The organism is Mastigocladopsis repens PCC 10914 (assembly GCF_000315565.1).
GTDB classification, from domain to species: domain Bacteria; phylum Cyanobacteriota; class Cyanobacteriia; order Cyanobacteriales; family Nostocaceae; genus Mastigocladopsis; species Mastigocladopsis repens.
Genome location: NZ_JH992901.1, coordinates 3,625,911 through 3,645,507, shown reverse-complemented (window position 1 = coordinate 3,645,507; position 19,597 = coordinate 3,625,911). Strand labels below are relative to the sequence as shown.

The following is a 19,597-nucleotide window of genomic DNA, read 5'->3' as shown; positions in this document are numbered from 1 at the left end:
TTAACTGTATGTTCCTGCTGTATCACTCACCACCATTGTTGGTTTGGACTCGATAACCTCTTCTTTCTTAAATCCCCCTACACGCCAGCTATCTGCCACATCTTTGATAAAACTGGCTAAGGGTATAGCAACCAACAAACCCAGCAGTCCTCCCAATTTGGTGCCCAACAGTAAGGAAATGACTACCCAAACAGGATTTAAGCCAGTCAAATTACCCAAAAGGCGAGGAGCAACAAAATTAGTATTCACTTGGTCAATCATTACCGCAACAGCGAGGACTTCAACCCCTAACCAAAAATTCTGCAATCCTACTAACAGACTGACGATAGCGATACCTATACCCGTCCCAAAAGGGAAAAGAGAGAAAAATCCAATTCCGATGCCAAAAAGTAAAGCCAAGGGAACTCGCAGGGCTAAAAATACAAGTATCAGAGCAACCGCTAGCAAAGCACCCAATGTTGCTTGACCAATAAAATAATTTTGAAAATCTTCGCGCAGCAATTGCCGTACTTGTAAACCAATATGAGGCGAGAACCACAGAAAAATTCCATCCCAAAGACGTTCTCCGTTCAATACTAAGTAGATAGTCAGTACGACCGTCAGCAGTACGTTGACCACACTACCAATGGTATCCACCGCAAAACTAAGGATTTGACCGGTTAAAGACTGAAGTTGATTGGATAATCTGTCTAACAGTTGAGTCAATAAGCCACTTAAATTCACGGGAAGCTGTTGGGTCTCAGCCCAGATTTGGAAAGCTTGAAGTTGTTGCGTTCCAGAATCAATCCAACTTGGCAAAAAATTAGCCAGTTCGTTAAGCTGTTGCAGAATCAGGGGAACCAAGGTGAGAGCCAAAGCCACTACAATCACTACAGCTAACAACAAAACACTTCCAATAGCTAAGTTGCGTTTAACCCCTCGTTGTTGAAAAAACCGAATTGGATAGTCGAGAACAAAAGCCAGCAAACTGGCGGCGACAAAGATGTTGACCAAGGGTTGAAAATATTGCAAAACCTGAAGCAATACCCAACCGTTGAGTACCGCAAGGGGAAATGCTAGGCTCAAACTTAACCATCGTGGTAGTTTGTTTGCTGATTGCATCATTGGGGAATAAGGAATTAGTAATTGGGAATAGGGAATTGATATTTAGTATTATTGTGTCTTACCGATTCCCCATTCCTTTATCTATAAAATCTAACAAAATCCGCTGAGGCACAGATCCAAAGGGTCGCATATCTCCTGACATAGATGAATAACAGCTACCCTGGCGAATGTCTTCTGGTGTCACTAAGCCCATGTCCCAACCTTCGTTAAGAACCAGTTGATTTAATTCCACTGTAAGTGGTGCATGGAAGACGTGACGAACCGCTCTTTCATCGCGATAACAGCCAAACTTAGAGAATGTTGGTGGTATGTAGTCGATTTCTTCTAAAATTTCCCGTTGTACCGCAACCTCTGAGGTTTCACCAGGTTCGATGTGTCCGCCAAAAAGCCCCCAGCAACCTGGGTAGACAATATTGGGCTTGTTATCCCGCAACTGCATGAGAAATTTGTCTTTTTGATAGAGAATGGCGATCGCCACATGGGTAGCCATATTTACCACTGATTATTATGTATCAATAATCAACAACAATAACATTTGTCGGGGCTTGGCGGTATTTTATACAAAAACCATCTATGGCTAATCGAATCAACCCTTCATTCGCCGCAAAGGTTGGGCAATTTTGTCCAGGTTCGATGAAGGGGCTTTCTGCTGCCGACACTGTAAGAGTTCTCTTCTTCATCCCGGTAGCTTCTTTGATCCAAGTTCTATCACTCGCCAGGGTAACGTTCCAATTATCACTTCTCCTCTAGATAAAATTCCCCATATTCTTTACCAGCTAAAGGAATACTTTGGTAGCGAACTTTACCTTTAATCACCACTTGCTCTCCCTCACGCAGACTTGATTGATTGGTAACAACCCAGATTTTCCCTGTAGAATCATTAATTTGATATGCGTATCGCTTCAAAAGCGGAACTCGCTTTTCTACCTTACCTTGTATATAGACTGTAGTATTGCCGTCTTGTTGTGATTTCAAATCCTGGATCAGGGTGATGTTGCCCCCTATGGCATTCATGCCAAACTGTCCCACCTTACCACAACTTAGCAATCCTAATAGAAGGCAAAGGGTCAATCCCAGGCGTATGGGTACAGCAGCGCCGTAGTTGTCTAAAAACGCGAGTTTCAAATTTTTCACTTGTTGCATAAGAAATACCTCCACTCGCAAATTTTGGCATCAGTGCTTAGGTTGTGACAATTTTAATTGAGCCAGTGATGATCAATACTTTGTCTTTGAGTATCAAAAACACTCAACAAAGAACTTAGGAGCAAAGCCACGCCTCCGCTCCGCCTCAGGCTAGAATTTAGCAGTGTACGACCACGGCAAGGCAATACTTCTCGCTTAAGCGTAGCCGTAACCCTAAAGCTTGGGACTATACAAACCGAGCTTTAGTTTGTGGATTTATCTCATTATTTTCCTTTAATAAATAAAATTCAAGTAAAATTCTTGGCTTTCTTGACAAGATTCAGTAATTCTGGGTTCTCAAGTCTTCTTAGACAACCAATCTGAGAAGATAAAGAATGTGCTCTTAGTGTTTACGCTACAGCATTAGACAGCAACGCCTAGGCGTAGTGTACTTCTGTTGAACTCTCATGGAAACAAAAACAGCCAAACTTCTTGATGGTAAAGCCTTAGCTGAAAAAATTCAGCAAGAACTTTCTGCTGCCATTAAAGAATTACAACCCCAAATAAAACGCCCGCCTGGTTTAGCAGTGCTGATGGTGGGAGACAACGCAGCATCAGCGGCTTACGTACGCGGTAAAGAAAGAGCTTGTCAGAAAGTGGGGATTACCTCTTTTGGCAAGCATTTTCCCACACAAACCACCCAAGCAGAACTCGAAGAAGTGATTGCTGCACTCAACGATGATCAAAGGGTGGATGGTATTCTTGTGCAATTACCCCTACCTAACCATCTGGATGCTGTGGCGCTTTTGCATCAAATAGCGCCAGATAAAGACGCCGATGGACTGCACCCAGTTAACTTAGGGCGACTGGTACGGGGAGAGGAGGGTTTACGCAGTTGTACTCCCGCAGGGATCATGCGACTGTTGCAGGAATATGCAATTCAGGTGCAGGGAAAACAGGCGGTGGTCGTAGGACGCAGTATTTTGGTGGGCAAACCACTGGCTTTGATGCTATTGGAAGCAGATGCTACGGTGACTGTAGCTCATTCGCGATCGCTTAGTTTGCCATCCATCACCAAAAATGCGGATATTCTCATTGCAGCAGTCGGTCGTCCAGAACTCATTACTGGCGAGATGGTGAAACCGGGCGCTGTTGTGATAGATGTGGGGATAAATCGTGTTACAGACTCAAATGGCAACAGTCGCATGGTTGGCGATGTTCACTTTGAGTCAACTGCTGGTGTTGCTGAATTTCTCACACCAGTCCCTGGTGGTGTTGGTCCAATGACGGTAGCAATGTTACTGCAAAATACGGTGAATAGCTACAGCCAACGCTCCAAAAGTTAGGAAGAGTCATTTGTCCTTAAGTAAAAACATCATAAATGACTCATGACTAATGACTCTTTCTCGTAAAATTGTTACGTAGATAACAGGAGACTAAGGAATTCAAGGATGGTAGCAGCAGATAACCTTCAAAAAACTCCAGAATCATCTCAATTTGACCTACGAGCTTATCTCAAAGAGCGACAAAAGCTTTGTGAAGATGCTTTGGATAAAGCGATTCCCATACGTTATCCAGAAAAAATTTACGAAGCAATGCGCTACTCGCTCTTAGCTGGAGGTAAGCGTTTGCGCCCGATTCTTTGCCTTGCTAGCTGTGAGATGATGGGCGGTACAATCGAAATAGCACTTGCGACTGCTTGTGCTTTGGAAATGCTCCACACAATGTCGTTAATTCACGACGACTTACCGGCAATGGATAATGACGATTACCGTCGCGGTAAGCTGACCAATCACAAAGTTTATGGTGAAGATATCGCCATTTTGGCAGGGGATGGCTTGTTGGCTTATGCTTTTGAGTATGTTGTCACTCACACCCAGAATGTACCATTAGAGCGAGTCTTGCAGGTGATTGCTCGTTTGGGTCGTGCCACAGGAGCTACTGGCTTGGTCGGCGGTCAAGTGCTAGATTTAGAGTCGGAAGGAAAAACAGATATCTCCCTAGAAACGTTGAATTTCATTCATAACCACAAAACAGCTGCTCTGTTAGAAGCTTGCGTTGTTTGTGGCGGTATTTTAGCAGGAGCATCATCTGAAGATGTCCAAAGACTGTCTCGCTATTCCCAAAATATTGGGCTTGCCTTCCAAATTATCGATGACATTCTAGATATTACTGCAACGGGTGAGCAATTGGGCAAAACTGCTGGTAAAGACCAAAAGGCTCAAAAAGTCACTTATCCCAGCCTTTGGGGACTCCAAGAATCAAAACAAAAAGCTCAACACCTGATTTCGGATGCTTGTGCAGAATTAGAACCTTTTGGAGAAAAAGCTCTACCCCTAAAGGAATTAGCCCACTTTATCACCAATCGCAAGCATTAAATAATGAATAATGAATGATAAAGGCTGAGCAACTTTACAATTCATAATTTATCATTCATAATTCATGTTTCTTTTGATAATTCATCATTGATAATTCATAACTTCCCATAATCAGCAAAATAGCATGCAGGACATAGGCGACATATTAGACAACCGAGTGTTGTGGGTTGCTCTAGTAGCTTGTTTGATGGCTCAAGCATTGAAGCTTATCATTGAGCTACTCAAGAATCGGAAACTGAATATAAGTGTTTTAGTAGCAACTGGCGGTATGCCGAGTGCCCATTCAGCACTGGTCACAGCCCTATCAACTGGAGTGGGGCAAACTCTTGGTTGGGCTTCTCCTGAATTTGCGCTATCCATGGTTTTTGCCATTATAGTCATGTATGACGCCGCTGGAGTTCGCCAAGCTGCTGGAAAGCAGGCTCGTATCCTCAATCAAATGATTGATGAATTATTTCACGAACACCCAGAATTTAATGGCGATCGCCTTAAAGAATTGCTGGGACACACACCGGTTCAAGTCATAGCTGGGTCGGCGTTGGGTATCACCGTCTCATGGTTGGCAAGATCAGCCGGTATGTTGGTTGTCAGTCCATAGTTAACCAAAAAAGCCGACTCCTAAAAAGCTAACCGCTACTGCAAACGCACACTTGAGCGCAGTAGCATCACTTTACGACTATCGACAAGTAGGGCAAAAAAACCTTCTTCGCTCAGCTTCTCCAATGTGCTATACGCTTGTTGTTGGTTAGTCGTGTAAATAGCTAGCAAATAAGGGCGTTGTCCGTAGGAAACAAAACCCACATCTCCTCGCACCACATCTCGCACTTGATTGGCAACTTCCGGGCGGTTGTAGTAATCTACCAATACAGCGAAACCCTCTCCCAAGCGTTCGGGTTTATAGCTCACTGTCTGAGTCGGTGCCTGTGCTACCTCTGACGGTCGAGTCGTGATAATAGCAGACAAACCAACAATATTGTTGATATACCTCGCCCAACTATTCGCATCGTCTATCTTCCTAAACCCACCTATCCGCGTCACTGTGTCTTTGATATATCTACAGGTGGTTGTCTTAATATCAGACGGTAAAGCTTGACGCAACTGCTTCTGATTATTTTGAGTGGGACTAACGACCAATAAAAGATACTCACCAGCATTGGGAGCTTGACAGATAGGAAGGTCTTGTTGTTGAGCAAATGCAGAATTTATGCCACTTGTTAACCCCACAATGGCTAACACTAAACCACTAACTAAAGCATTTGGTAAATGAAATTTCTGGACAATAGTCGGAAACATAAAATTTTATTCAATTTTTTTCTCAACCAATTATATTTAGTTATTAGTCAATAGTCCATAGTCGAATAACTCATGACTAATGACTAATGACTATACATCAAGAAACGGCGCTCAAGGATGCCAATGCATCAGGAATTTCAGGTGAAGGAGCCAGAAATTCGCCTCTGATCACGTACTCCAATCGAAGTTTCAACCAGGTAATAAATTGGGGATTAGTGGAAATAATCGCCACTGCTGGTTGGGGGCACTTCGCTTTAACTTCTGCCATTTGGGGCGCTTCTAAAAAAGCTGGCTGCCTAACTACCCAAAAATCAATTTCTTTTTCTTGTTCGTGGTAATGACGAGTGCGTTCCCTCAAAACTTCGTCCATCGGTTCTTCTTCGAGAAGAAAGCGTTGACTTGCCAAAAGGTAATAGTAAGTTTGCATTTTCATCCTTTGTTAAGGGTTCATGAAAGGACACGGTGACAACACTGTGTCCTTGTCGCTTTAACTAAAAATAAAACACCTAAATTCAGGAGTGGAAAGGACAACCACCTTCCTGCTGTTCGGCTGTTGTTTGTTTTTCAGCACCTGTCAGCTTTTTGAGGAAGAGGCTGTTGTCGAAATAGTGTTCTATAGAAAGAACTTTCAAATCATCAGTCACACGCGCCACACTCATACCGATGACCTCCACCGTCTCTCCTGTGGGAGCATACTCTTTGTATGAACCGCTAAAAGTTCCCCAATGCCGCCATTTGAACGTAACGTTTGGGGGACCAGAGAAAACCTCCAGCACTTCCCACAGAAATCCTTTCGGAAATGCTGTATGGAAGAGATTGGCTGATGATTCAAAAGTTTCCTCAGAAGCCTTATAGTCTTCAGTATCGCCGATAAATAAGTTGTAAGTGCCTGCCTCTACCACATCTGCAGCGGTATATACTGGACCACCATTACTACTCATACGAAACTGTTCGTTCACAACTGACAACCACTGCTGAGGGTTGGTTTTGAACGATGCTTCCATTTCAAAGGTTCTCACCAAGTTTTGGACAATCGCTTCTAGTGAACCTTCAACGTGGTTATGTGTACTTTCTTTGGCGAGATTTTCTTTTGAGCGGGAATAATCCGGAGGGGTTTGATAGCGCCATTGGGCATCGCCACCCTGTGCAATGACTGTATCTCTATCCTGTATCCAAAGGGGAGTATTGTTCGACTTTGTTGTGCTCATAGAAGTCTTGGTTGAAAAACGAACCTCGTATTGAAGATACCAAACACTTTCTAAATTTACGCAGTCAAACCCCAAACTTGTATAGTGCTGATGTTGATAGTTGCTACAGTTGACCTCGCATCGCTAATTTCATTTCACGGACTGCTCTTTCCATACCAACTAATACAGCCCGACTCACAATGGTATGCCCAATGTTGAGTTCTTCCATGCCTGGTAAACAAGCCACGGGGTAGACATTCCAGTAGGTGAGTCCATGACCGGCGTTAACTCGCAACCCCGCTTGTATTGCTTGCTCACACCCAGACGCTAGCAAGGCTAATTCCTGAGCACGACTTGTTTCATCTTTAGCCTCAGCATATCGCCCTGTGTGCAGTTCAATAAACTTTGCCTGAACCTTGACAGAAGCTTCAATTTGTGCTTCTTCAGCATCGATAAACAGACTTACTGGAATACCAAAGCTTTGCAATTTATCAACGACCTCTCCCATTCTACCAATTTGACCGACGATATCCAGCCCGCCCTCTGTGGTGACTTCTTCGCGCTTTTCAGGGACTAAAGTCACATAGTCGGGTTTGATGTCGAGAGCGATCGCCACCATTTCATCTGTCGCCGCCATTTCTAAATTGAGGTGCGATCGCACCGTTTGCCGCAACAAGCGCACATCTCGATCTTGAATATGTCGCCTATCTTCCCGCAAATGCACAGTAATACCATCTGCACCTCCTAATTCTGCCAGTACCGCCGCCGCTACGGGATCTGGTTCCACCGTCCGCCGCGCTTGCCGAATGGTGGCGATGTGGTCAATGTTTACACCAAGTGTAGGCAACCCTAGTATCTCCTTATCCACACTCTCAGGTCTTGATTTTACAGGAAATACGAGCTGGGAGGTGAGAGATGCGTCAAAGTGGATGCAAGGGTAAGTGGAAAAATGGCAGAGTGGAAGAATTAGTCACAGTATAGGAGTGGAAATTGATATATATGAGTAAAGAAAGTTTACTATCTCGCATATCTATTGATGCCAATATCTGCTTTGGCAAGCCATGTATTCGGGAACATCGCATCTGGGTTTCCCTGATTTTGGACTTTCTAGCTAGTGGGATGACAATTGAGCATCTGCTTGAGGAGTATCCGGGTATAGAGCGAGAAGATATTCTTGCTTGTATTGCCTATGGTGCTGAAATGGCAAGGGATTATTATGTCGAAATTCCCCTCGGAACCCAGAAGGAAGTATCAAAGTGAGGCTCAAACTTGATGAAAACCTTGGCAGTGTTCGTGTTGTTACACTGTTACGTTTGGTTGGACATGATGTCGCAACAGTGCGCGAACAAAATCTGACTGGAACAGCAGATGTGCAGTTAATTGATATCTGCCGCAGCGAAGGAAGATGTTTGGTGACTTTGGATAGGGGTTTTGGGAATCGCATCCGGTTTAACCCCTGTGATTATCCTGGTATTGTAATCATCCGTCTGCCATCTCAACCCACACCGGAAGATTTGGGCTTTGCAGTAGAGACGTTAATTCGTGGGTTAGATGAGGCAAAAGTTGATGGGAAGCTGTGGATTATCCAGCAGGGAAGAATTTTGGAGTATCAAGCACTAGATGATGATGAAAAAACTTAAACTTTTGGATACCGTTGCTCTACCCAAGTCGGTTTCAATTGAGCGATTAACCTTGGTAGAATCGGATTACACTTCTATCGACTGGTGCTATATCTTTTTCTCTGAGTCCCAAAATTTCCTGATAGCGTTGCAACTCATGGCGTGTGCTATCATTCAGAGGATACTCGCGCTCGACTGCTTCATAGAAGCATCATCTTTGGCTAACCAACCCTCTGCAAACGCCCCGCTAAAGCAACAGTCAAGAATGATAACCTGACGTTTTGAGCGGCTGTTACTCATAATGTCATGCACGAAACTGGCTGGAACGGCTGTTGCTTTGACGAGTTCTCCTTGTTGGTTTTTGCGAGTCATACGAGTTGCTAGGTAAAGCCTACCGCTCTCATCCTTAATCCCGTGACCGGAGAAAAAGAACAGTACTAAGTCTTCTTTAGCCCGACCTTGAAACAAAGTTTAAATGGCTTCTTGCATTACTTGCGGATCTACGTTCAGCAGTGGTCTGACTTCATCAAAGTTACCCATTTCTGGATTCTGCAAAACTCGCTGTATCGCCTCTACATCTTTTGCAGCCCCAAGGAGTGGGCTTAAACCTTCTCCGTATTCACTCGCCCCAATCAACAGTGCTACCTTAACCATCTTAGTACCCTATGAGTTTTTCAGAAATTCTGTGCTTTCTGCATGGCGAATTCAAACTCTTCCTGACTGCTAGCTTCCAGCTTTTTGGATGCCTATCAGTTTTATTTCCGTACTTTACCTGTTGACATCAAGATTAAAATATCTATTTCCCGATAATTCTCACACTTTATTTATATTTCTTTATTATGATTAAGGCAAAAAATGGATAATCTCGAAGAGAAGAAAAATCTGAACTTTTAAATTTAAGTGGGGCTTTGTTTGGTGTCTACACTACGTATGCTTAGTCTCTTTTCACTCTAAATTTCTGGGACTAAATCAATAAATATTTATTAAGCATTATAAAGTGATTAATATCTGTGCATGACAACAACACGACTATCAACATTCAGCACTTGTACTCCTTTGGGCATAGCTGTCATTGGCACTCTCCAATGTGAATGACCGCAGATAACCAACAAATTACTCCCTTGAGTGAGTTCGCTACGAATGGACTCATTCCCCATCAATCTGGCTTGGACATCGTTGGGTCCTTCATGCAGAATTAAAATGTCTGGTAACTCGTTGAGTAGTTCCCGTACAAGTTTTCTAAAATCTTCTTCAGCACGACGGAAAGGCTTAGTTTTCTTGCCAATAATTCCTGAAATTCCAGCGATGCGAATTCCATCAACACAAGTGAGATCGCCATCTAAATAATGTATACCTTGCCCATTTTGAAATGCTTGGATTTCCTGTGGTGTTCTTCCAAAACTGTCGTGGTTTCCTCCTACCCCAGCAACCCACCGAAAACGGCGACTAAAAGCTTGCCAAACTTCACGCACATCTCCCACACCACCACGCTTATCTATCTGTGCGTAAAGGTCTCCTGCTAAGATTACGCCTGTTGTTTGTAGCGGTGGAATTTTTCCCGACTCTGCTAAGTTTTCTAGTTCTTCACTAACACGATGACCCAGAAGGCGGTGATTTTTTGGGTCAATCCCTTGTAGGTCGCTAGTAGCGATGATAGCTTCCAACCCTTCTGGTAGTGAGTCAACTTTTGCTAACAAAATGGGCAGAACCCTGTTAACTATACCAGCACTATTGGGTGAATGGGTAAGATATGGTATTTGATGAATAGGTCGGTTGGAAATAGAGGTTATGGCAGTTTTGGTTCGGATATGGTACAAAGAATCATGGGACATGGTATGATTTGCGTAATGCCTATCCGGGTTTGACTGATTGGGTAGGATAATTCATTATAAATCTTTATCAGCAATTGAAATAAAAACGGTTTATGCCGGGAGTTGCAATTAAGACATTGCCTACAGATAAAGTTAGTCTTTCGGCTAAAAATTCCAGCAGTTATTAGCTGGTTTCTCATTTGGTTTGAGTTGTAAACGTCCTCGCCTATTTCTGCCACCAACAAGGCTACGTGTAATACATAGAAATTTTACTCAAGTCCACAGGATTGCAGAGACTTAGCATACTGCGTGTCTACATGAATTTTCCTGCAAGACACAAATCCAAAAATCTTGTAGGCTGAGTTGAAGAACAAAACTTTACAATGAGAGGTCACTGTGGCACGCAAACGCCTAATTATTGAAATGGGGATGGGAGTGGATCAGCATGGACAGGAACCAACGGTTGCAGCTGCAAGAGCTGTGAGAAATGCGATCGCACACAATGCTTTGCCTGGTGTTTGGGAAGTCGCTGGCTTGAGTGACCCAAATGACATGATAGTTGAGGTCAAGGTTGCAGTCCCTTACCCAGAACAAGTAAGAAAAGAGGAGGTTTTGGCTGTGTTGCCTTTTGGTCGCAAAACTCTCACTGTTGAGTCTGGGGGGATGATCGTTCAGGGTAAAGCAATTGCGGCGCTCAATGATAAAAATGATGATATGTTGATTGCTGTCGCTGCGGTTACAGTTCTGGTGGAAAATGAGTAACCAACCAAATCAGTTATCAGTTAACAGTAACTGAGCCAATATTCTGCGCTAAACTAGAGGCATCGAGGTGAATATCTCTGGCGGTAAGTCCATTAAACAACTTATCCTCACCACTCCAGTAACGATGTCTCAAAAGGATAACGAATCACTCCAGATTCAAGAGATAAATAACCTCAAGCCAGTACACTTTGCCGACTTAATTAGAGCTGCACAATTGATTTGCGACCCTGCTAAGGGAGTATCAGGAATACACAGAGCAGTTCAGTGGGAAGAGTTCGGCATTCCTGATGATGTGGCGGAAAATTTGCAAGCACTTGGTCAAGAGTATCGGTATGCATCTCCCCACGTACCCATTGAAGAAATTTGGAGTAAATTAACTCCCCAAACCCGTATTTGGTTCATTAAAAATAAAAGTGAGTTGTGGCGGTTTGAGGAAGCTTTCCCAGCGCTTGACGAAGACTAAAAAGCTGCTTACCCTGACAAAAATAGCTGCACATCTTTAGTTTGATAAGTCACAATAAAGATGTGCAGCTACGGGAGGCGCTACCATGTCTCGTTTAACACAAATTATTCAGAATTCTTTTATCCGTCTTGAAGCTTTTTTCTCTGTTGTTTTCAGAAATATCTTGAATTTCCTCGGAAATATCTTTGGTTTTTTCGCTAAGCTCTTTGGGTTTTCCAATAATTCTGGATATTTCCTAGAATCTGATGCAGCACAGACAATAAAACGAGAGACAACACAAGAAAAAATTGAAGCTGAGCCAACAAAAGCTCCTGAAACCTCTACCACTTATCGTCGTCGTCCTAATCCTCAAATGGACTACTACCGGAAAATGGCTCAGGAGGTGAAAAAGAGCTAAGGCAAAGCTCTTGACAAGGGTTAATTAGAACTGAGGGGGCGATTACTTAATCCCCCCTATCAATTCTATAAGTTTTAAGCGCAGTAAAATTCTTTGATTTTTAATCCTCTGATTGAGCATCTGCTGCTTGCAAAGACTTTTCAAACACCATCCGCTGTTCGGCGTTATGCAAAAAGTAACCATTCAGCATGGCAGAAGCCAGTAGCCTTCCAAGATTATCGCGGCTGGTAGTAATCAATACGTTGAAATCTTCTGATGGTAAGCTTCCCAACATCGTTACAATAGTACGCTCCATTGCCTGAAGCACGTCAGGAGAAGACGGTTTATAAAGTTCGGCAACTGTTTCAGGACTCATAGATTGAACGTACTGCCATAGTAAGTTGTTGCCTGAAGCCTTGCTACCAAAAGATTCTGAGTTGAGATTTGACAGATTATTCACGCTAGTAACCTGCAATTTGCATTCACTATACTTCTAAAAACTAATTTAGCAAGCTCGTTGTTATTGGTGAGTGAGCGTAACCGAACTCAAGAATGACGGTTTTGTGAACTAAGACTAAGAATATTTGACTATTAAAATTGGAGCAGCCATAGTCAATTTTCTATAGCTACTCCACATTTTTTTGCATATGCTCAAGCCGTAGTCTTAGAACCGGATGATTCCGAAATAAGCACTTGCAGCAACAAGGATAATTGTTAAAACGCCGATTGTAACACTGATTACAAATTGTACAGAGGTTTTTTGGTTGAGTTCCTGTTTGCTCTCACGCTGCTCAGAGGTAGACACAGCGTTGTTGGAATTGGTTGATTTATTAGTTGTCATGATTTTTGAAGATGGTAGATTTTATGTTTGTTCACTTTCTAGTTTGCTTCAACTACCAGAAACAGCATCTAGCTTTTGGAGTATCACAAATTGTAGAAAAATACCGAATAAACAATAAGTGTTTTTGGAATTAAGTAAGTAGGCGAGAAAAAATCCAACTCTGTAAAGAAAAGTAAAGATTGGAAACTAGCTCGTAGTAAGCGTTTACTACATACCTTTAATTATTTACATCGACCTACTTAGAATTTATTTTTTAGCTCTTTTAGAACTTGTCTTGTCTATAGAATTTTTCTTACTTACTTCACCCCTAAATTCACCCGTATAGGAGGACAGTATCTGAAATACTAATAAATAATAAGATGCTGAGGAAAACAGATGTTTATAAATTTACGCATTAGAACTCGTAATTATTCATTTAATTACGAGTTACGAACTATGAAGTGCTAATTGTAATTAAACAGTTCTGCGAGCAAACGAATGCCAAATAAAGATAGCAATCAGTGCGCCAATAACAGCTAAAGCCAAACCAGGGAGGCTAAAAGTAGGAGCAGCCAAGGCTAATCTTCCAGTAGTCAAAAGCACTCCTAAAGTTCCGCCGACGAAAGCACCGACAATTCCCAATAAGATAGTTGCAAGAATCCCACCGCCTTGATAACCAGGATAGATAGCTTTAGCAATTGCACCAGCTAAAAGCCCTAAAACTACCCATGCAATAATGTTCATTTTTCAACCCCTTTCTCTTCTCTTCCTGTTAGCAACATTATTAATTTAACTGATGCAATATTTTTATTCATCTTTCACAAGAGATAACTTGACAAACCTTAAGGAATACGACATGGGTAAGGGAGGAGAGAACTTGCTGGATTCTTGATGGCTATAAAAAGGTATTTAATTTATTACTGAAGTTATAAGTTTGCTATAAATTGTTGAGGCATGATGATTCTAACTTTGTAGTAATGAGTATCGAAATCTTACCTACAGTCTAAGGAGTAAACCAATATGGCTACAGCTAAAACAAAAGATATCCTGGCATTAATCGAGGCAGAGCATCGCCAAATTGAGCAACTGTTAGCAGAAGCAGAAAATGCTAAAAATACCCAGTTGTATAATTACTTTAATCAAATCTATAAAGCCTTGAATTTACACACCGGAGCTGAAGAGCTTGTCTTCTACCCAGCAATGCAGGAGTACGAAGAGACTAAAAAATATATCCTAGAAGCTGAAGAAGAACACGAAGAAACCAAAGCGCTTTTAGAAGAACTTAAGGTGCTAAAGCCAAATGACTCTGAGTTCAAAACAAAAATGAGTGACTTGAAAAAAGCGGTTCAGCACCATGTAAAAGAAGAAGAAAGCGAAATTTTTAGCGCTGTCCAAAAGTGTATGAATCAAGAACAACTGATTCAACTAGGTCAGGAGTTTCAAGAAGCTAAAGCCAAGCTCGAAGAAGATGTTGAAGTAGCAATGACAACTTAATAGGGTGTGGGGGTATAAAGGGAGAAGGGTGTAAGGAAAATTCAAAATATCCCTACACCCTAAAAAAGTGACCATTTCAGGATGCGTTGTGAGTCAGGTGTTGGTACTTTGGAAGATGCGAGCACTTCTACCGTCAAAATGGACAATTTCCCGATAAATCCCCCCATCATTGAACAATTGTGGCAATCCCCCCCAGAACCGATTAACCAAATTCTCAATGCTCCACCGCCACCAATAATTTTGCTCTCTCCAAATTCGCAATGGATGGTGGAGTTAGAAAAGCCCTTGTTACTTCCTATTGCCTTACTGACACAACCAGAAGTTCCGCTGGCTGGATTAATCATCAATCCCAAAACGAACGCACCTGCTCGCCACAACGCTTTCCGGAGTATGAAAATAACGGCGATCGCGGAGGGTACCCTAGCCTCGGTTGAAATGAGCAAAACGGTAGCGCTTCCTGACAATGCCCAGATTGGCTTCTTAAAGTGGTCACCTGATAGTCAAAAACTGGCATTTACCCTGACTCAACCAACGGGACTGGAACTGTGGGTTATGGATGTTGCAGATTTCACTCCCCGGCGCTTAACTGAGCCAGTACTTAACGCTGCCTATGGAGAACCGTACCGTTGGCTGTCGGATGAGACACTTATCTGCAAGTTCATTCCACCATCACGCGGTAAGCCTCCCTCTGAACCAGCCGTTCCTCCAGGACCCTTGATTCAAGAAAACTTGGACGGTAAAAGCCCTACTCGGACTTACACAAATCTACTGCAAAATCCTTATGATGAGGCGCTATTTGAATACTACTTGACCTCAACCTTGGAGAAAGTGACGCTAGATGGTGAACGCACTTTGTTGGTCTCTAGCAGTCTCATTCATGAAGCCATACCCTCTCCTGATGGCAAATTCATTCTCCTCACCACGCGACACCGACCGTTTTCTTACCAAGTTCCAGTCTCATATTTTCCTAAAAAAATTCAGGTTATTGATGATATTGGGAAATTAGTTTATGAAGTTGCCGATGTGCCACTTTTTGTACGTCGCACAACCAAATTTGACGAAGTGCGGACAGGACGGAGGGGAGTTTCCTGGCGTAGCGATGCAAAAGCGACATTGTCTTGGATAGAAGCTTTAGACGAGGGTAACCCGACCCGTGACGTTCCTAAACGGGATGCTTTGTTTGAATTGGATGTCCCCTTTAGTGATACACCAAAGCAACTGTGGCAATCAGAGTATCGCTTCCATCATCTTGCTTGGGGTAAGGAAGATGTCGCCCTGGTTTGGGAACGATGGTACGATACCCGCAAAGAGCGAATCTGGCGCATACATCCCAAAGCGCCTGAAATACCGCCGCAACTGCTGTTTGACCGTAGTTATGAAGATAAATATAGTGACCCTGGGTCAACTCTGATGACTTTAGGACCTTACAGGTACAGAGTTTTGCGCTTTGCACCCCAAGGCAACGTCATTTATCTCAACGGGCGAGGAGCATCACCCAATGGCGTCTATCCGTTTTTAGATAGCCTAGATTTGGAAACAGGGGAGACGCATCGCTTATGGCAGTGCCAAGACCCTTACTTTGAGGAAATCTGTTATGTGCTGGATGATGAAGCACAAACTGTGATGACTCGTCGCCAATCTCAAACTGAGCCACCCAATTATTTTCTTTTTAACCGTCGCGATAACCAGATTCCCATCGCGCTGACTCATTATCAAGACCCTGCTCCTCAGTTGGCTGGAGTTCATGGTGAGTTGGTGAAATATCAGCGGGCTGATGGCGTGCAACTGTCGGCTAAACTGTATCTACCTCCTGGTTATGATGCCAAGCGCGATGGTTCTCTGCCAATGTTATTTTGGGTTTATCCAGAGGAATTTAAAGATAGGGAATTTGCAGGACAGATTACTAAATCTGAAAACACTTTCAGCCGTCCCAGCCGTGCTTCTGTTTTATTTCTGTTGACGCAAGGCTATGCGGTTCTTTCTGGTCCCACGTTGCCAATCATCGGTGAAGGTGATGGAGAGCCAAATGATACTTACGTAGAGCAATTGATTGCTGGAGCTCAAGCAGCAGTTGACTATGTGGTAGGACGTGGCATTGCCGATCCTAATCGTATAGGTATATCAGGACACTCTTACGGTGCGTTTACTACCGTGAATTTACTGGGACATACTGATTTATTCCGCATAGGCATTGCTAGGAGTGGCGCTTATAACCGTACCCTGACTCCTTTTGGCTTTCAAGGAGAGCAGCGCAATTTTTGGGAGGCTCAACAAACTTACATTCATATGTCTCCTTTTACTCATGCAGCTAAAGTCAAAGCGCCACTTTTATTGATTCACGGGGAAAAAGATAGTAATGCTGGCACTTATCCACTACAAACAGAACGGCTGTATGAAGCGCTGAAGGGACTGGGAGTAACTGTTCGCTGGGTGGTCTTACCTTTAGAAGACCACGGCTATCGCTCTAGTGAAGGGGTAGCTCATGTACTTTGGGAAATGGTGAACTGGTGCGATAAGTATCTCAAATGACTCATGGGAAGCTGTATCATATCGGGTTTGGAAGAGATGACCTTGGGGAGCTACCACCAACCATTGCCTTATTATCCGGCGACCCTGAACGGGCACGGCTGATTGCTCAGTCTTATTTGCACTCTGTGCGTCTTTTGTCCGAAAATCGGGGTTTGAACAGTTATATGGGCATTCTGCCCAACGGGAAGGCGCTCCTATCTGCAACGAGTGGTATGGGAGCGCCCTCCACAAGCATTGTCGTCAACGAGTTGATACAAGTTGGTATTCGGCTGATCATTCGCGTTGGCACTTGCGGTTCTATTCAAGAACACGTATCTGTTGGTAGCATCGTGATTACCAGTGCTGCCTTGTGTCGGCAAGGAGCAGCCAATGACATTGCACCTGTTGAGTATCCCGCAGCAGCAGATCCGTTTGTCACGGTAGCCTTGGCTAAGGCTGCACGGGAACTGAAGGTGAAATATCATTTGGGCATTACTGCGTCAGTTGATACTTTCTACGAGGGACAAGAGCGAACCCAGTCTGTAAATCGAAATTTGTTGCGCTCACTGCGGGGTGTGACAGAAGAATATCGCTCTTTGAATGTGCTGAACTACGAAATGGAATGTGGGACTTTGTTAAAAATGGCAGGGGTGTATGGTTTTAGATCTGCCTGTGTATGTGGTGTAGTTGCCCAACGCACAGTTGGTGAAGAGGTGATTTTGGCACAGAAAGACGTTGCCATTGACAATGCTATCAAGGTGGCGGTACAGGTAGCAGAGCAATGGCAAGAACCTGAAGCATGAAATATTTACAGTATGTTTATTCCATCTTTTGGTAGATGGTAAATATTTCTCAAGTAAGTTTGATGGGAAAATTGCAAAAATCGGGAACAGATGGTTAAGTTTTGGTTCCAGTACAAGTACATAAGACTAAAAACAGCAAGTAGGTTCTAGATGCAACTCGCTCCCCTATTTCCGATTTTCTACCGTATCCTCAAACCAACGTTTCCTAACTGCCTTTGGTGTGGTGATGCAAATTCCAAAACTATTGCATTGACGTTTGATGATGGTCCCCATCCCCAATACACGCCACAACTGTTGAACGTTTTAGACAGTTACAACATCACAGCTAGTTTCTTCTGGTTAGGTGCTTGCGTCAACCGTTCACCAGGTCTAGCCAAAGAGGTATGCGATCGCGGACACTGGATTGGGTTGCATGGCTATGACCATCAAAATTTTCCCATGTTGTCCCCGATGGAACTTAAGCACAGCTTAGAAAAAACCCAAGCTGCTATCTACAATGCTTGTCATCTCACACCTGAAAAGGTACGTGATGTCCGTCCCCCCAATGGTTTGTTTACTCCTACAACACTAAAATTATTGAGTCAATGGAATTACCGACCCGTTATGTGGAGCGTTGTACCGGAGGATTGGGTAAGACCAGGAGTCGCCACAGTGGTGCAGCGAGTTCTCCAGCAGGTATGTAATGGCTCACTGATTGTCTTGCATGACGGTTCTTGCGGCGGACAGGATATTGCCGCAACAACACAAATTCTGATTCCTCAACTCATAGACCAGGGTTATCAATTTCTGAGTGTGGACACTCTATGGGAGCAAGCTAGGGGGAGGTTGGGAGATAGGGAGATGGGGAGACAAGAAGTTTTTTGACTGTTGAGTCAAGACTAATGACTAACTTTCCGCTTTTGAGTAGCTTCAGAGTTAGGACTAGAAGTTGAGTAAGGTTCGTCAGTCCCCAACAGATGATGTATCTCGCTCAGGGAGCTAGGTTTTGCAGCAGGTTCCTCAAGTGAATCGCTTACGTACTCGAGCAAATCTTCTACTTGGCAATTCAGAGCTTTACAAAACCTGATGATTCTCTCAATGTGTTCTGTTCCAGTCCTTCCGCTTTCCCAGTTCTGAATGGTACTTTCGGTCACGCCTACCAGACGTGAAAGTTCGAGCTGGGTTAGCCCTGCCTTTTCACGTAGAAAAGCTATCCGTGGTTTTGCCTTCTGTTTCAGAGCCATAGCGTATTTATCTAACCTTTAGCCGTAGATCCTAGCACCAAAAAAAACTTGTGCCCAAAAAATTTTACCCAAAAAATTTAGCTGAACTCTTGACGCACCCAAAATCTTTGGTTAAAACTATTAAGTATAAGGTTTACCTCTATCTCTAGTCATCTCTGGGAGGGGGGGGGAAAGGTGAACCAGAGGGCAGAAGAAGCGCAATCACGAATTTTTCAAAAATCTCTTAGAGAAATCCGAAATGATGTGATTCGATGATGTAGCTCTCAGTAAGAAAACAAACAGAGAAACACCCGAAGGAACCCAGTGAGGTTGAGATACATCTAAATACCTAGGTACGGAACCAAAGGTGTTCACTCTCAAAAAAACAACACACACACACAACCAACAAGGTCACATTCAAGATGTTTAACAAGTCTATTGCTTTCGGTTTGGTAGCTGCTGGTTTGATGATTGTTCCCAATGTGGCATTTGCAGGTGAGCAAGACCAGCGCAGCGTGCAAGAAACTGTGCAAGAAGGTGCTGCTTATGATGGTAGCTCAGTGATTCAAACTTCCAGAACCAGAAACAACCAGAACCAAAATCACAACCAAGGTGGTCGGAAAATTCGTTACGGCGGTTACTGCGGTGGTGGTAC

At 43.4% G+C, this 19,597-nt stretch carries 25 protein-coding genes and 2 pseudogenes; 13 read left to right on the top strand and 14 right to left on the bottom strand.

All coding sequences use genetic code 11. The features are described from left to right. From MAS10914_RS0118500 to MAS10914_RS0118485, 4 genes are all read right to left on the bottom strand, one after another. Positions 1-1,101 (bottom strand): AI-2E family transporter, encoded by a 1,101-nt coding sequence (locus MAS10914_RS0118500; RefSeq protein ID WP_026082653.1) that lies wholly within the window; start codon positions 1,099-1,101, stop codon positions 1-3. A 61-nt stretch (positions 1,102-1,162) separates the two neighbouring features. Then, complete coding sequence (locus MAS10914_RS0118495) at positions 1,163-1,594, bottom strand: NUDIX hydrolase (RefSeq protein WP_017317437.1); 432 nt, start codon at positions 1,592-1,594, stop codon at positions 1,163-1,165. A 22-nt stretch (positions 1,595-1,616) separates the two neighbouring features. Next, a complete protein-coding gene (locus MAS10914_RS34365) occupies positions 1,617-1,784 on the bottom strand; it encodes a hypothetical protein (RefSeq protein ID WP_156818188.1) in 168 nt (55 codons plus the stop codon). A 55-nt stretch (positions 1,785-1,839) separates the two neighbouring features. After that, positions 1,840-2,247, bottom strand: a complete 408-nt coding sequence (locus tag MAS10914_RS0118485) for a hypothetical protein (protein WP_017317435.1) — start codon at positions 2,245-2,247, stop codon at positions 1,840-1,842. Between the two features lie 446 nt (positions 2,248-2,693). On the opposite strand from MAS10914_RS0118485, the gene folD reads away from it, so the two are divergent. The 3 genes from folD (at position 2,694) to MAS10914_RS0118470 (ending at position 5,202) form a co-directional block, all read left to right on the top strand. After that, positions 2,694-3,572: a bifunctional methylenetetrahydrofolate dehydrogenase/methenyltetrahydrofolate cyclohydrolase FolD gene (gene folD / locus MAS10914_RS0118480; RefSeq protein ID WP_017317434.1), complete on the top strand. Its 879-nt coding sequence runs from the start codon at positions 2,694-2,696 to the stop codon at positions 3,570-3,572. Positions 3,573-3,677: 105 nt separating this feature from the next. After that, positions 3,678-4,604 (top strand): geranylgeranyl diphosphate synthase CrtE, encoded by a 927-nt coding sequence (gene crtE, locus MAS10914_RS0118475; RefSeq protein ID WP_017317433.1) that lies wholly within the window; start codon positions 3,678-3,680, stop codon positions 4,602-4,604. Between the two features lie 124 nt (positions 4,605-4,728). Further along, positions 4,729-5,202: a divergent PAP2 family protein gene (locus tag MAS10914_RS0118470; protein ID WP_017317432.1), complete on the top strand. Its 474-nt coding sequence runs from the start codon at positions 4,729-4,731 to the stop codon at positions 5,200-5,202. Between the two features lie 35 nt (positions 5,203-5,237). On the opposite strand, the gene MAS10914_RS0118465 is transcribed toward MAS10914_RS0118470, so the two are convergent. From MAS10914_RS0118465 to MAS10914_RS0118450, 4 genes are all read right to left on the bottom strand, one after another. Then, complete coding sequence (locus MAS10914_RS0118465; protein WP_017317431.1) at positions 5,238-5,897, bottom strand: hypothetical protein; 660 nt, start codon at positions 5,895-5,897, stop codon at positions 5,238-5,240. Positions 5,898-5,994: 97 nt separating this feature from the next. After that, the gene (locus tag MAS10914_RS0118460) at positions 5,995-6,324 is read right to left on the bottom strand and encodes an MgPME-cyclase complex family protein (protein WP_026082652.1); all 330 of its coding nucleotides are present in this window, start codon (positions 6,322-6,324) and stop codon (positions 5,995-5,997) included. A gap of 85 nt (positions 6,325-6,409) precedes the next feature. Further along, positions 6,410-7,105, bottom strand: coding sequence for a nuclear transport factor 2 family protein (locus MAS10914_RS0118455; protein ID WP_017317429.1), 696 nt, complete (start codon positions 7,103-7,105; stop codon positions 6,410-6,412). Between the two features lie 103 nt (positions 7,106-7,208). After that, entirely contained in the window at positions 7,209-7,931 is a 723-nt protein-coding gene (locus MAS10914_RS0118450) for a pyridoxine 5'-phosphate synthase (protein ID WP_017317428.1), read from the bottom strand. A gap of 152 nt (positions 7,932-8,083) precedes the next feature. On the opposite strand from MAS10914_RS0118450, the gene MAS10914_RS0118445 reads away from it, so the two are divergent. Both MAS10914_RS0118445 and MAS10914_RS0118440 read left to right on the top strand, forming a co-directional pair. Beyond that, positions 8,084-8,344, top strand: coding sequence for a DUF433 domain-containing protein (locus MAS10914_RS0118445; protein WP_017317427.1), 261 nt, complete (start codon positions 8,084-8,086; stop codon positions 8,342-8,344). Continuing rightward, positions 8,341-8,724, top strand: a complete 384-nt coding sequence (locus MAS10914_RS0118440) for a DUF5615 family PIN-like protein (protein WP_017317426.1) — start codon at positions 8,341-8,343, stop codon at positions 8,722-8,724. Before MAS10914_RS0118445 ends, MAS10914_RS0118440 begins: the two co-directional genes overlap by 4 nt. A gap of 153 nt (positions 8,725-8,877) precedes the next feature. Here the strand turns inward: MAS10914_RS0118440 and MAS10914_RS36445 are convergent. Together MAS10914_RS36445 and MAS10914_RS0118430 are read right to left on the bottom strand one after the other, a co-directional pair. Beyond that, a pseudogene (locus tag MAS10914_RS36445) lies at positions 8,878-9,357 on the bottom strand (caspase family protein). 347 nt (positions 9,358-9,704) lie between these two features. Then, positions 9,705-10,535 carry a metallophosphoesterase family protein gene (locus MAS10914_RS0118430; RefSeq protein WP_017317423.1) on the bottom strand — a complete coding sequence of 277 codons (831 nt, stop codon included), beginning with the start codon at positions 10,533-10,535 and terminating at the stop codon, positions 9,705-9,707. A 375-nt stretch (positions 10,536-10,910) separates the two neighbouring features. On the opposite strand from MAS10914_RS0118430, the gene MAS10914_RS0118425 reads away from it, so the two are divergent. The 3 genes from MAS10914_RS0118425 (at position 10,911) to MAS10914_RS0118415 (ending at position 12,136) form a co-directional block, all read left to right on the top strand. Further along, positions 10,911-11,276, top strand: coding sequence for a Lin0512 family protein (locus tag MAS10914_RS0118425; RefSeq protein ID WP_017317422.1), 366 nt, complete (start codon positions 10,911-10,913; stop codon positions 11,274-11,276). Positions 11,277-11,400: 124 nt separating this feature from the next. Beyond that, entirely contained in the window at positions 11,401-11,739 is a 339-nt protein-coding gene (locus tag MAS10914_RS0118420; RefSeq protein ID WP_026082650.1) for a hypothetical protein, read from the top strand. 85 nt (positions 11,740-11,824) lie between these two features. After that, positions 11,825-12,136 (top strand): hypothetical protein, encoded by a 312-nt coding sequence (locus tag MAS10914_RS0118415; RefSeq protein WP_017317420.1) that lies wholly within the window; start codon positions 11,825-11,827, stop codon positions 12,134-12,136. A gap of 100 nt (positions 12,137-12,236) precedes the next feature. Here the strand turns inward: MAS10914_RS0118415 and MAS10914_RS0118410 are convergent, their stop codons facing one another. The 3 genes from MAS10914_RS0118410 to MAS10914_RS0118400 all read right to left on the bottom strand — a co-directional run bounded on the left by MAS10914_RS0118410 (position 12,237) and on the right by MAS10914_RS0118400 (position 13,679). After that, the gene (locus tag MAS10914_RS0118410; RefSeq protein ID WP_017317419.1) at positions 12,237-12,575 is read right to left on the bottom strand and encodes a DUF760 domain-containing protein; all 339 of its coding nucleotides are present in this window, start codon (positions 12,573-12,575) and stop codon (positions 12,237-12,239) included. A 204-nt stretch (positions 12,576-12,779) separates the two neighbouring features. Further along, positions 12,780-12,956 (bottom strand): hypothetical protein, encoded by a 177-nt coding sequence (locus MAS10914_RS35685; protein WP_017317418.1) that lies wholly within the window; start codon positions 12,954-12,956, stop codon positions 12,780-12,782. 453 nt (positions 12,957-13,409) lie between these two features. Further along, positions 13,410-13,679 carry a GlsB/YeaQ/YmgE family stress response membrane protein gene (locus MAS10914_RS0118400; RefSeq protein WP_017317417.1) on the bottom strand — a complete coding sequence of 90 codons (270 nt, stop codon included), beginning with the start codon at positions 13,677-13,679 and terminating at the stop codon, positions 13,410-13,412. A 276-nt stretch (positions 13,680-13,955) separates the two neighbouring features. On the opposite strand from MAS10914_RS0118400, the gene MAS10914_RS0118395 reads away from it, so the two are divergent. From MAS10914_RS0118395 to MAS10914_RS0118380, 4 genes are all read left to right on the top strand, one after another. Next, positions 13,956-14,429, top strand: coding sequence for a hemerythrin domain-containing protein (locus MAS10914_RS0118395; protein ID WP_017317416.1), 474 nt, complete (start codon positions 13,956-13,958; stop codon positions 14,427-14,429). Positions 14,430-14,510: 81 nt separating this feature from the next. After that, the gene (locus MAS10914_RS0118390; RefSeq protein ID WP_017317415.1) at positions 14,511-16,958 is read left to right on the top strand and encodes a S9 family peptidase; all 2,448 of its coding nucleotides are present in this window, start codon (positions 14,511-14,513) and stop codon (positions 16,956-16,958) included. Next, positions 16,955-17,740, top strand: a complete 786-nt coding sequence (locus MAS10914_RS0118385; RefSeq protein WP_017317414.1) for a nucleoside phosphorylase — start codon at positions 16,955-16,957, stop codon at positions 17,738-17,740. The genes MAS10914_RS0118390 and MAS10914_RS0118385 overlap by 4 nt, the downstream gene beginning before the upstream one ends. A 150-nt stretch (positions 17,741-17,890) precedes the next feature. Then, the gene (locus MAS10914_RS0118380) at positions 17,891-18,604 is read left to right on the top strand and encodes a polysaccharide deacetylase family protein (RefSeq protein ID WP_017317413.1); all 714 of its coding nucleotides are present in this window, start codon (positions 17,891-17,893) and stop codon (positions 18,602-18,604) included. 14 nt (positions 18,605-18,618) lie between these two features. On the opposite strand, the gene MAS10914_RS0118375 is transcribed toward MAS10914_RS0118380, so the two are convergent. Next, positions 18,619-18,957: a helix-turn-helix transcriptional regulator gene (locus MAS10914_RS0118375; protein WP_026082648.1), complete on the bottom strand. Its 339-nt coding sequence runs from the start codon at positions 18,955-18,957 to the stop codon at positions 18,619-18,621. Between the two features lie 407 nt (positions 18,958-19,364). Here MAS10914_RS0118375 and MAS10914_RS35020 point away from each other — a divergent pair. Further along, positions 19,365-19,597, top strand: a pseudogene (locus tag MAS10914_RS35020) (hypothetical protein); the annotation flags it as partial.

Bases quoted from the DNA above. Each gene is read 5' to 3' on its own strand.
- MAS10914_RS35685 (WP_017317418.1), bottom strand. From the start codon at position 12,956: ATGACAACTAATAAATCAACCAATTCCAACAACGCTGTGTCTACCTCT.
- MAS10914_RS0118500 (WP_026082653.1), bottom strand. From the start codon at position 1,101: ATGCAATCAGCAAACAAACTACCACGATGGTTAAGTTTGAGCCTAGCA.
- MAS10914_RS0118455 (WP_017317429.1), bottom strand. From the start codon at position 7,105: ATGAGCACAACAAAGTCGAACAATACTCCCCTTTGGATACAGGATAGA.
- MAS10914_RS0118495 (WP_017317437.1), bottom strand. From the start codon at position 1,594: ATGGCTACCCATGTGGCGATCGCCATTCTCTATCAAAAAGACAAATTT.
- MAS10914_RS0118485 (WP_017317435.1), bottom strand. From the start codon at position 2,247: ATGCAACAAGTGAAAAATTTGAAACTCGCGTTTTTAGACAACTACGGC.
- MAS10914_RS0118465 (WP_017317431.1), bottom strand. From the start codon at position 5,897: ATGTTTCCGACTATTGTCCAGAAATTTCATTTACCAAATGCTTTAGTT.
- MAS10914_RS0118415 (WP_017317420.1), top strand. From the start codon at position 11,825: ATGTCTCGTTTAACACAAATTATTCAGAATTCTTTTATCCGTCTTGAA.
- MAS10914_RS0118470 (WP_017317432.1), top strand. From the start codon at position 4,729: ATGCAGGACATAGGCGACATATTAGACAACCGAGTGTTGTGGGTTGCT.
- MAS10914_RS0118460 (WP_026082652.1), bottom strand. From the start codon at position 6,324: ATGCAAACTTACTATTACCTTTTGGCAAGTCAACGCTTTCTTCTCGAA.
- MAS10914_RS0118390 (WP_017317415.1), top strand. From the start codon at position 14,511: ATGCGTTGTGAGTCAGGTGTTGGTACTTTGGAAGATGCGAGCACTTCT.
- MAS10914_RS0118445 (WP_017317427.1), top strand. From the start codon at position 8,084: ATGAGTAAAGAAAGTTTACTATCTCGCATATCTATTGATGCCAATATC.
- MAS10914_RS0118420 (WP_026082650.1), top strand. From the start codon at position 11,401: ATGTCTCAAAAGGATAACGAATCACTCCAGATTCAAGAGATAAATAAC.
- MAS10914_RS0118430 (WP_017317423.1), bottom strand. From the start codon at position 10,535: ATGTCCCATGATTCTTTGTACCATATCCGAACCAAAACTGCCATAACC.
- MAS10914_RS0118385 (WP_017317414.1), top strand. From the start codon at position 16,955: ATGACTCATGGGAAGCTGTATCATATCGGGTTTGGAAGAGATGACCTT.
- MAS10914_RS0118400 (WP_017317417.1), bottom strand. From the start codon at position 13,679: ATGAACATTATTGCATGGGTAGTTTTAGGGCTTTTAGCTGGTGCAATT.
- MAS10914_RS34365 (WP_156818188.1), bottom strand. From the start codon at position 1,784: ATGAAGAAGAGAACTCTTACAGTGTCGGCAGCAGAAAGCCCCTTCATC.
- folD (WP_017317434.1), top strand. From the start codon at position 2,694: ATGGAAACAAAAACAGCCAAACTTCTTGATGGTAAAGCCTTAGCTGAA.
- MAS10914_RS0118380 (WP_017317413.1), top strand. From the start codon at position 17,891: ATGCAACTCGCTCCCCTATTTCCGATTTTCTACCGTATCCTCAAACCA.
- MAS10914_RS0118395 (WP_017317416.1), top strand. From the start codon at position 13,956: ATGGCTACAGCTAAAACAAAAGATATCCTGGCATTAATCGAGGCAGAG.
- crtE (WP_017317433.1), top strand. From the start codon at position 3,678: ATGGTAGCAGCAGATAACCTTCAAAAAACTCCAGAATCATCTCAATTT.